This window comes from Gilvimarinus sp. 1_MG-2023 (genome assembly GCF_030548285.1).
Map to the genome: position 1 here is coordinate 1 of NZ_JAUOSC010000196.1, position 423 is coordinate 423.

Annotated in this window: 1 protein-coding gene; it reads left to right on the forward strand. The window is 51.5% G+C overall.

The genetic code is table 11. The annotated features are described in order from the left end of the window. Positions 1-21 precede the first annotated feature (21 nt). Positions 22-423 (forward strand): ribonucleotide-diphosphate reductase subunit beta (locus Q4563_RS16395; protein ID WP_442903767.1); only part of this gene is annotated, 402 nt, incomplete at its 3' end.

The following is a 423-nucleotide window of genomic DNA, read 5'->3' on the forward strand; positions in this document are numbered from 1 at the left end:
GTTCAGGGGCGTTCTCCCAACGTGGCATTTTTGCCCGTGGTCTCGCTGCCGGAACTTGAGACCTGGATTGAAACCTGGTCATTCAGTGAAACCATTCACAGCCGCTCTTATACCCATATTGTCCGTAATATCGTGCCCAATCCGGCAACGATTTTTGACGACATCACCCGTAACGAGCACATCACTCGCCGGGCGGTCTCAGTGACACATTACTACGACAGCTTTATTGAACTGAGTAATTATTACCAGCAACTGGGCGAAGGCACGCATACCGTCAACGGCCAGGCCGTTGAAGTCAATATGCACGAGCTCAAGCGTCGTCTGTATCTGACCCTGGTGTCCGTCAACGTATTGGAAGCCATCCGTTTTTACGTCAGCTTTGCCTGCTCTTTCGCTTTTGCCGAACGGGCCAAAATGGAAGGT